At 50.6% G+C, this 8,799-nt stretch carries 9 protein-coding genes; 5 read left to right on the top strand and 4 right to left on the bottom strand.

The window, feature by feature from the left end; translation table 11 throughout:
* Positions 1 to 99 precede the first annotated feature (99 nt).
* On the top strand, positions 100 to 1,062 hold the full coding sequence (locus EOW68_RS17945; RefSeq protein WP_128226528.1) for a hypothetical protein: 963 nt from the start codon (positions 100 to 102) through the stop codon (positions 1,060 to 1,062).
* Positions 1,063 to 1,142: 80 nt separating this feature from the next.
* Here the strand turns inward: EOW68_RS17945 and EOW68_RS17940 are convergent, their stop codons facing one another.
* Both EOW68_RS17940 and EOW68_RS17935 read right to left on the bottom strand, forming a co-directional pair.
* Positions 1,143 to 2,153: a tyrosine-type recombinase/integrase gene (locus EOW68_RS17940; protein WP_128226527.1), complete on the bottom strand. Its 1,011-nt coding sequence runs from the start codon at positions 2,151 to 2,153 to the stop codon at positions 1,143 to 1,145.
* 357 nt (positions 2,154 to 2,510) lie between these two features.
* Positions 2,511 to 2,864 carry an ArsR family transcriptional regulator gene (locus EOW68_RS17935; protein ID WP_431359052.1) on the bottom strand — a complete coding sequence of 118 codons (354 nt, stop codon included), beginning with the start codon at positions 2,862 to 2,864 and terminating at the stop codon, positions 2,511 to 2,513.
* A gap of 116 nt (positions 2,865 to 2,980) precedes the next feature.
* Between EOW68_RS17935 and EOW68_RS17930 the strand changes: the two genes are divergently transcribed.
* Both EOW68_RS17930 and EOW68_RS19035 read left to right on the top strand, forming a co-directional pair.
* The gene (locus EOW68_RS17930; protein ID WP_128226526.1) at positions 2,981 to 3,292 is read left to right on the top strand and encodes a hypothetical protein; all 312 of its coding nucleotides are present in this window, start codon (positions 2,981 to 2,983) and stop codon (positions 3,290 to 3,292) included.
* 1,040 nt (positions 3,293 to 4,332) lie between these two features.
* The gene (locus EOW68_RS19035) at positions 4,333 to 4,776 is read left to right on the top strand and encodes a DUF7344 domain-containing protein (protein ID WP_431359051.1); all 444 of its coding nucleotides are present in this window, start codon (positions 4,333 to 4,335) and stop codon (positions 4,774 to 4,776) included.
* Positions 4,777 to 4,813: 37 nt separating this feature from the next.
* Here the strand turns inward: EOW68_RS19035 and EOW68_RS17925 are convergent, their stop codons facing one another.
* Entirely contained in the window at positions 4,814 to 5,404 is a 591-nt protein-coding gene (locus EOW68_RS17925) for a sugar O-acetyltransferase (RefSeq protein ID WP_128226525.1), read from the bottom strand.
* Positions 5,405 to 5,683: 279 nt separating this feature from the next.
* On the opposite strand from EOW68_RS17925, the gene EOW68_RS17920 reads away from it, so the two are divergent.
* Positions 5,684 to 5,899: a hypothetical protein gene (locus tag EOW68_RS17920; protein WP_128226524.1), complete on the top strand. Its 216-nt coding sequence runs from the start codon at positions 5,684 to 5,686 to the stop codon at positions 5,897 to 5,899.
* A 170-nt stretch (positions 5,900 to 6,069) separates the two neighbouring features.
* Here EOW68_RS17920 and EOW68_RS17915 read toward each other — a convergent pair whose 3' ends face one another.
* Positions 6,070 to 6,294 carry a hypothetical protein gene (locus EOW68_RS17915; RefSeq protein WP_128226523.1) on the bottom strand — a complete coding sequence of 75 codons (225 nt, stop codon included), beginning with the start codon at positions 6,292 to 6,294 and terminating at the stop codon, positions 6,070 to 6,072.
* 306 nt (positions 6,295 to 6,600) lie between these two features.
* Here EOW68_RS17915 and EOW68_RS17910 point away from each other — a divergent pair, with 306 nt between their 5' ends.
* Positions 6,601 to 8,670 carry a sensor histidine kinase gene (locus EOW68_RS17910; protein ID WP_128226522.1) on the top strand — a complete coding sequence of 690 codons (2,070 nt, stop codon included), beginning with the start codon at positions 6,601 to 6,603 and terminating at the stop codon, positions 8,668 to 8,670.
* Positions 8,671 to 8,799 lie beyond the last annotated feature (129 nt).

Below are 8,799 nucleotides of genomic sequence, written 5' to 3'. Positions count from 1 at the left end.
TAGCGTCTCGGTTTCCGCGACATTGAAGAACGACTCTACCGAAGGATCATCTTGCAGGGTCGCTGAACTCATCCACCTCAGCGTTCACCCTGCTCTTTGGTGTGCTACTCGTTCTATGACACCCTCTCTGAGAATCCTATTCCATCAGAAGGTCCTATCATCCAGCGTGAGGAGGAGATCATAAATCGGCTGGAAGAGATTTCCGATCAATATGACCTGGATGATTTGTTTGAGGGAATGAATAATGTGAACGAGCGGATATCTCTGGCACGCGCATTTCATGAACTAGCTGCAGAACAGGCTGAGGATGAAGAAAGGCAACGTATCGCCGATTCAGACATATGCCAACACAATATAAGTACGTATAAATCCCAATTTAGGAACGGGTTTGAAAACCGAGTATCTCTTCGGAGTGCATGTATCAACGCGGGAATAATTGAGGGGGATGATTCCATTGAAAATGATCCTCAAATACAAAGAATTCAGTGGAAGAGTATGCTTTCAAAGCAACAATTCGTTGATGGATTCGGTCAAATTCACCAAGATAAGGCCACGCGAGATGGAACACATTTCGCCGAAAAAGTTCGCACACCTTTAGTTTCAGCTCTCCGACCAACCTTTGATGAAGTTGATCTTGGAAGTGTTGAAGAAGTACTAGCAGAAATCGAATATCAAATAAGAAATAACGATGATATTATAGCAGTCGTCCTCGGCGATCTCGATATCGAAGGGGAACTTTGGCAACGAGACACGTTTGAAGGAGATAGGGGTGGTGCAGTTGGGAACCTACTTGACATCCCAGTATATAGCGATTCATACAAGGAATTTGATGCCGCAATCATATCATCAGCAGAAACTCCTACGCTCTATGAACAATACGAAGACGACGGTGAAATACCGATTATTCACGTTCTGGAGATTGATTCTGCCAAAGTCGCAGATCAAGCGAGTTTGAATCCTGAACAAAGAGTTCTGTTGGAAGTAGATTACAGATACAAACCCGAAGCAGAAACACAAAATGGAATATTCTATCATCTGCGGCCATCTGAGAACGAAGAATAATATTATAACTTGAATTCCAATATTCGATTTCGTCACACAAATAATAATTATATGATATATTTTTTTTGATGCCTTACGGTTTAAATGTTATCTAAGTATTCCCTCCGCTGTTCCATCTTCTCACGTTCCGTGCGTCGGTCGTAGTGCTGTTCGATCACTCGTTGGCTGACGTTTGCCCGATCACTAACCACCTTGTCGGGCATGTCGCTGTTAAGCGAGTGCGTGATGCTTCCGCGGCGAATTGCGTGTGGACTCACGCTTGATGGGCAGCGGTAGGCAGTGTCGCGTTCGAGTGCCGAACACTCACCGATGTCTCGGTCGTGTGGGCACTCGGCGCTGTAGGTACAGGGCCGAGTCCATCGATAGACGTACGCTCGAAGCGTTGTCTTGTTCGTACGGCCCTCCCGTGACGCGAGTAGCGGCTCTCGTCCGTACTCGTCAGTGACTGATGGTCGTTTCTCGGCTAGCCAGTCGTCGAGTACGTCGCAGAGTTGATCTGAAAGCGCAACCATCCGCTCGCCCTTTCCCTGATTCTTAATCGGCGTCCCCGATTCTGGTCGATGACGAACCTTCACACACTGGTCGTCTGGATCATAGTCGTCAACGTCCAGCGCATGCACGCCACCGACACGCATCATCGTGTGCCACATCAGTGCGATTGCGACGTGCTGGATGCTCGCGTATTCGTACTTCTCCAGATGGGCGAGTACCTTCGAGGCACTGTCGCTGTCCAGCATCACGTCTCGGGAGTTCTCGTCAGGGGTGATCGACGGAGACAGTACCTTCTGACTCAGGTCTTGTTCTACGCCGTCGATTGATTCCAGCCATCGGATGAACACGCGGAGCGTGTCCATCTGGGTTTTCTCACTGACCTTATTCAGATCGCCGTCTTCGCGCCGCCAGAGCCGATACCGGTGGAGCTGGCGACCGGTGAGCGTGTTGAGATTCTCAATCTCCTTCTCATCACACCAGCGGACGAAGTGACCGAGACGGTATTTATGCCCTTTCAGAGAGGCCTCCGAGAGTTCGTTCTCTTTGTCTGCAAGGTACAATTCGAGTGCGGTTTCTGCGTCGATTGGTTCGAGACTCATGGTTGGTCTTCTCCAGTCAAGCGAACCCCACGAGTCCCGGTTACTACCCATTCCGAACCAACGGCTACAACGCCCGAAATCGCCAAAAGGAAGGGTTGTCACGCCGCGTGACCAAGGCCTGCAGCGCCCATGATTTTGAGGTCCAAACCGCAAGACAGCGGCGGGTGAACTCCTCGCTCGAAATCTGGAGCATTTCGTTCGGTACACGAACGCTTTCGGCATGTTGCGGTTCCATCCCGTGATTCGCTACATCTACGCAACCGTTCAGTACGTCTAATCATTGAGTCATTGAAAATAAGCCATAAACGGAGGATGCCGAATAAGAGTACTCGATAACAGCCGACTAATCTCTCTCCACTATTCAGACAGCCGTTGATTGACTTTCCCGTTCACCTGATGGAGCAGGTCAAGCAGATCGCTGTCGCCGTTGACACGGTATCGTTGCGGAGAAGATTCTTTGACAGGTTCGAGCACACCCAGTACCAGCAGCAGATCTAGATGTGTGTACACTGACTGGCGGCTGACACCTGCTTCGGTTGCAAGCTCTGATTTCGTGAACTCCGAACCCGGAAGCGCATCCATCAGTGCATCAAGAATGTAGCCGACGCTCTCGTTTTGGATAAGGATCCGCCACCCGCTTGGATACTCGTCGCGCAGTTCGTCCATCGAGAGATTCTGGGCCGAGTCCGGTGGTGACTTTTGACTTGACATAGAGATTCACGCTGGTTGTATCTTAGTAGAGGCGCTGCTCTATGTTAAACCCATTGGACATGTGCGACTATTCAATTTGAATAGATATAATTGTGCGCGGTACAAAGTATAGGAAAATGTCGGATACAGCGGCGAGATACGTTTGGAAGCTTGCTCGTCGTCATTCGTGGGGGTCGCCGATTCCGGCCGAAGAGCTGATCCGGCTGGTCGCAAGGACAGAAGACTACGACGAGATGGAACGCGTTCTCGAAAAAGAGGTGCTCGAACTCTCGTTCGTTGTGCAGTCGCCAGACGGCATACACATTCCGAATGGGCAGGACGCACACATCGAGGCTGCGAACTGGTTGCGAGAGAATACCCAATTAGACGATTTCAAAATCAAGGCGACATTGTCGCGTCTGCCAGATAACTGGCCGACTGATGAGTGAACGAGCGGCCATCAGCACCTGTCTCTGATTATTGTAAATACAGAGATTTCTCGGCTATAAGCGTTCATCAGCGTCTTATTGCCGACGAGATCGCGGGCTATCTGTGATGTCTGTTCCAATCAGGTGAACCGCCGGGAATAGTTTGAGTCCAATTCCGAACTTCCAGGGTGCGTATAATTCTTGGACATTAAAATAGCGGCCACAGATACCAATCTGAACGCGCCGATTTCGGCCGCCTCACGCCCGAAAAGATAATTCGTTCAACAGTCGAACGAGAGCCTGCAGCGCCCATCTTGTGGCTGACAACTCCGGATATGCAAGACTGCGAAGGGATACTTATATATTGTGTCTGATTTGTGACACAGGATCTCAACACGTCTCGTGTCGGACTGCGCGCCATCAGGCGTTTGTCGACATCCAAGCGAAATAAGTTAAGACTTCTCCAGCGTCCCAGACCCATCTCGTAACCCCAATGGCTTCCATGTCCAGAGCATCTCATAGAAAGCTTCGTATGGTCTGTCTGTTTAGGTCTTGTTAAAACTCGAATGCAAGATGGAGTGCGCAAATGTGCCATCTTGTGCGATCAAGTACGTAATAATCGAGTGGGCAGAATATTGTGAGTCTTTACCACGCAAGAGGTCGTACTCTCAATTACGTCAGTGGTATCGGGGCGACTGTACGAGAGAGTCATGAGAAAGATAGAATGCGAGAACTGTGGACGAAAAGTCACTGTCAACGTGGATGACCGGCCTTCGCGGGCACCAATGCAGTATTGTCCGCGCTGTGGAGAAGAACTCCCATCGCACGACGAGTCGTAATGGAGTACGGTGTCACAGAATTATCTACAGCCGATTAGCCGAGTTCTGTATCAGTCGCTGAGGCATGTAGTTTCAAATCATATTCAATCCGTTATGCAAGATAGATAGTGCATATTCACTACGACTTCGGAGGTAGTCCCGAAACCAGAGATGTCCCTTCTTATGGATACAGAATGGGTTTAATTAGAAAATGATTCCGTGGATATGTTGTAGTGATTTATCATGTCAAACGGTGAGATACCGGATCATCTTCTGATGCGCCCGGGAATCGGCCGGATATTTGAAAACCTCTCTCATCGTTACCGTCGTTTGATTCTTATCCTGTTGAAACAGGGGGCAGTTGAAACGCAAGCCGATGTGATGACTCGGAGTGGCAACGAGCGAGAGGAAAGTGAGATACCCCTCATGCATAATCATTTACCACGACTCGACGAGGCAGGGTACATTGACTGGGATCGGGACACAGGAGCAATCTCGAAAGGGCCACGCTTCAACGAAGTCGAACCACTGCTCACACTAATCGAAACCCATGCCGACGAATTGCCACCTGACTGGCCACGAATACGATTCCCACGGAAGATCCTGCTGTATATGATTCTGACCCGAAGTTCTACCAGTTCAAAAAGATGTTCCAATAGCCGTATGAGAGACAGGGCGCGTATCTAGCATGGAAGTACCTTCCTATCACGGGTGGTTGGATCGGTCAGTATATTCTACGAATGTGCGGATATTCCTCTGGCTCAAGTTCCTTCACTACCGTCGCTGGATTACCCCGTACAACGACATCGGCAGGGACATCTTCTGTTACGACCGCGCCAGATGCAACAACAGCATTGTCACCGACCGTTACACCGGGATTGAGAACTGCCCGGCCACCGATCCAGACAGTATCACCGACCATGACAGACCTGCCGTACTCCGGGCCTTTGATCCGCTCGTCCGCGTTGAGGGGGTGAGTTGCGGTGTAGATGTGGACACCCGGACCAATCAGACAATTCTGTCCAATATCTACCCGGCAAACATCTAAAATGACGCAGTCGAAGTTCGCATAGAAGTTCTCACCCACATGGATATTGTATCCATAGTCACAGCGAAATGGAGGCTCGACGTAACATTCGTCGCCAAGTGAGCCAAGTAGGTCTTCAAGAAGATCTCGTCGTTCCTCGCGGTCATCCGATGTCGTTTGATTATACTGTTTCGTGAGTTCGCGGGCACGTTCCCGCTCGGCAACAAGTTCTGGGTCGGTGGCGTCGTACAACTCCCCGTTCAGCATCTTGTCTTTTTCACTGCCCATGATTTCGAATTATCAGCCAAATCAGATACAGATTTTGGACTCTGTGCCAGACAATGGACACGCGGACTAACCGGTGGAGAAATTACCAGATAAGTATTATATTTGAAATGGTATGCAAGATGGAACGCGCAAGTCGGTCACAGGAGAACCCCGAAACGAGTCCCGCCTGGGTCGCTTGCTGACGAGGACCCTGTTGTCCACTAAGCCAGGGCGACTCCTGCTTGGTTGAAACTATCCAATGGGAGAAACGTTTTTATTATCATCTTGCGTATGTATGCCATGTCCACAAAAACGATCCTACAAGCGTTTACAGCAGGGATGGTGGTGCTTGGGCTGCTGGGTATCGCCTCCTCGTACGTGCCTGCCGTCCCGTTCTTCTGGGCAGGCGAGGAGGCACTGTTTGTCGGGGCTGGCTTCCTCAGCATCGGTCTGGTGATGTTTGCCGACCTGCGGCGACGGAATTGGGGTGAAAAAACGACTGACAAAACCGCCTAAACGACCACTGTCCGGGAATGGTTGTGATACACACAATCTATATCCAGCACTCCGTTTGTGACGGCAGCCATCCAGAAGAATTCGACGCTCCTACAGACAGGACGCGAACGCAGATCCGAGATAATTCGATGAGGTCGACGTGAAATTGGTCAGTACAGGGTACGTATCGATCAGGCGGAGTCGTGGCGGTCCTGGGTGTCGGTTTGGCCGGAGTTTTCACCACGAGTGAAGGTAACGCCTATAGCCGTCCCGAACGCTGTTCCAAGACCGATTCCCATCCCCAACCAGAAGGGAAAGTCGCCAGTGACCGCCCCGATGGCCGTCCCCGCCCCAGCACCGAGTGCGTTTCCGAGACCTAAACCGAGAGCAATTGTACCGTTCGAATCAGAATTCATACCCTCAATTGTCTTCGAGTGATATAACTATTGCTCCCGGAGAACAAGGATTCTCCCGATTCAAAGGCGTCTCAGTACCGATATATCTGGTCGATTGTAGGTGCTGCATACACATTCTGAGTCGGTCACGGCAGGTCTGATAGTAATCCGGTAGTTCGTTGAGTGGGCGCTGAATGGAGGGCGCGTATCTTACATGAATCGAAGTTTGATGTTCGAATGCGTTCATCAACGAGCGATATAGATTCCTGAAGACTTATTAACCCAGTTGACGCTTAAGTATTATATTCAAATTACGTTTTTAAATATATGACGCTAGATCTACAACTTCTTCGAGTCCTGTTGCTCGGTAATTTCGTTCTCGGACTAGTTTTTGTGTATTATCTGTTCAACAATCGGAAGCGACGGGCAGCAACGTCTCTCATCGTTCTATTTGGTGGGTTATTGATCTGGTTGCTCGCAGACATCATACAGGTCTGGACACCTGCAAACCCTGCACCACCTGTCGGAATACCACTGCGAATGGTGGGTGCGGACATTACCATTATCGGACTACTGTTGTTTGCGGTTGAGTATACGGGCAGAGAGGGCGTGATACGCAAACGGGTCGTTGCGCTACTGTCGATGAAGCCTGTTCTCTCTCTCGTGGTGGTTCTCACGCCCAGTTTGGACAGGCTATTGGAAATTGCGACACCCGAAACCGTCGCTCAGGGATACGAGTTCGTCGTAACCCCGTTTTTTATTTTTCATGTCTCCTACAACTGGATCCTGACGGCGGTTGCGATCGCGGTTCTTCTGCGAATGCTGGTAAAAGGGATGTATGGAAATCAACGCCAGCTGTTCGTGGTCCTTGTTGCCGTTTCAATACCGATTGGATGTAACGTATTACTCCGGCTTGGTCTTATTCGACTCGATTTGACAACCGCCGCGTTCTTTGTGACAGCAACAGGACTGATGTACGCCACGTTCAGGCTTCGGTTGCTTGATGCGTTGCCGATTGCCCGTCAGACGGTATTAGCGGAGATGGATGAGCTCGTGTTTGTACTCGATGAAACAGGAGTGATCGTGACGGCCAACGATGCAGCCACCGATAGATTCGGGGATGAACGAGATCTATCGGGGACACACATAACAGCGGTGTTAGGGAGTGATGCAGCTACAATACAGAGTTCGGGCGATCAAAAGGTAGATATTATCACCAAAATTGATAATAAACAACGACACTTCACCGTCAGCCAGACCACACTAACTGACAATTACGAGATGGTGGTCGGGCAGCTACTCGTCTGCCGGGATGTCACCGAGCGTGTACACCGTGAACGTGAACTTGAGGAATTGAATACACGCCTCAAGCTGTCACTTAACGAGACAGACACTGGCGTCTGGGAGTGGGATCCCGACACCACTACGATCGTCTGGGATGAAGCCAGTGAACGACTGTTCGGGTATGGTCCCGGTGAATTTCCGGGGACAGTTGATGCGTTCGCCAGCCGTGTTCACGAGGCAGACTTTTCGGCAGTCCAAGATGCAATCGATACTGCGGTCGAAACAGGTGAGGATTTCAGGACAGATTTCCGGGTGGAACCAGCGGATGGCAAACAGCGGTGGGTGCGGGCACGTGGGGTTGTGGAAACAGACGACTCCAACACGACGATTCGCGTGATCGGTATCCAGACCGACATTACCGACTTCGTCGAACAACGACAGGCCCTCGAACGAAAGAACGAGCAACTCGACCGATTTGCTGGCATGATCAGTCACGACCTCCGGAATCCGCTCACGGTCGCCAAATTACGATTGGAACTTGCACAGAAAGAGTTCGGCAGCGAAGACCTCAATGCGGTCCAAGACGCCCACGACCGGATGGAAACGATGATTGGGGATTTACTGACGCTGGCCAAGACCGGTGAGACTATCGATGCTACCGAGCGATTTTCCTTCGCAGACATAGCGAGAGACGCGTGGAAAAACGCCGATGTTGGCGACTGCGAATTCGAAACTTCAATTCCAGAGACAGTGGACATCGTCGCAGATCGTGATCGGTTGTTGCACGTTTTTGAGAACCTCTATCGGAACGCAGCTGACCACAACGAGACCACAGTGACCGTCCGCGTGGGACTACTCAATGAACACGAACCAGCAACCGATTGGAGTCAGCAGCCGGGATTTTTTATTGAGGATAGTGGGCATGGTATCCCACTCAAGCAGCAAGCTAACATCTTTGAGGAAGGGTACACCACCAGCTCAACTGGTTCCGGATACGGACTCTCAATTGTCCACGACATCGTTGAAGCGCACGGTGGAGACATCCGAGTGTCTAACGGGCCCGGGGGTGGGGCGCGATTTGAGGTAACTGGTTTCAAGCTCACTACTGAATAAAGCCTCTGAGGGCACCGTAGAAAGGGGTGTTCCGCCGGGAACACCCCGCCCCAATCACCAGTGAATATTACACCGGAAGCGAGCCGTCACCACAGAAGATCTAGCTGACAGCGACAAACAGAATTGTCT

The organism is Halovenus amylolytica (assembly GCA_004015825.1).
Classification (GTDB): domain Archaea; phylum Halobacteriota; class Halobacteria; order Halobacteriales; family Haloarculaceae; genus Halovenus; species Halovenus amylolytica.
The sequence above is the reverse complement of the archived record's forward strand: the minus strand, read 5'-3'. Positions and strand labels throughout refer to the sequence as shown.

Excerpts from the sequence above, each read along its gene's own strand:
- EOW68_RS17940 (WP_128226527.1), bottom strand. The coding sequence starts at position 2,153 with ATGAGTCTCGAACCAATCGACGCAGAAACCGCACTCGAATTGTACCTT.
- EOW68_RS17935 (WP_431359052.1), bottom strand. The coding sequence starts at position 2,864 with ATGTCAAGTCAAAAGTCACCACCGGACTCGGCCCAGAATCTCTCGATG.
- EOW68_RS17930 (WP_128226526.1), top strand. The coding sequence starts at position 2,981 with ATGTCGGATACAGCGGCGAGATACGTTTGGAAGCTTGCTCGTCGTCAT.
- EOW68_RS19035 (WP_431359051.1), top strand. The coding sequence starts at position 4,333 with ATGTCAAACGGTGAGATACCGGATCATCTTCTGATGCGCCCGGGAATC.
- EOW68_RS17925 (WP_128226525.1), bottom strand. The coding sequence starts at position 5,404 with ATGGGCAGTGAAAAAGACAAGATGCTGAACGGGGAGTTGTACGACGCC.
- EOW68_RS17920 (WP_128226524.1), top strand. The coding sequence starts at position 5,684 with ATGTCCACAAAAACGATCCTACAAGCGTTTACAGCAGGGATGGTGGTG.
- EOW68_RS17915 (WP_128226523.1), bottom strand. The coding sequence starts at position 6,294 with ATGAATTCTGATTCGAACGGTACAATTGCTCTCGGTTTAGGTCTCGGA.
- EOW68_RS17910 (WP_128226522.1), top strand. The coding sequence starts at position 6,601 with ATGACGCTAGATCTACAACTTCTTCGAGTCCTGTTGCTCGGTAATTTC.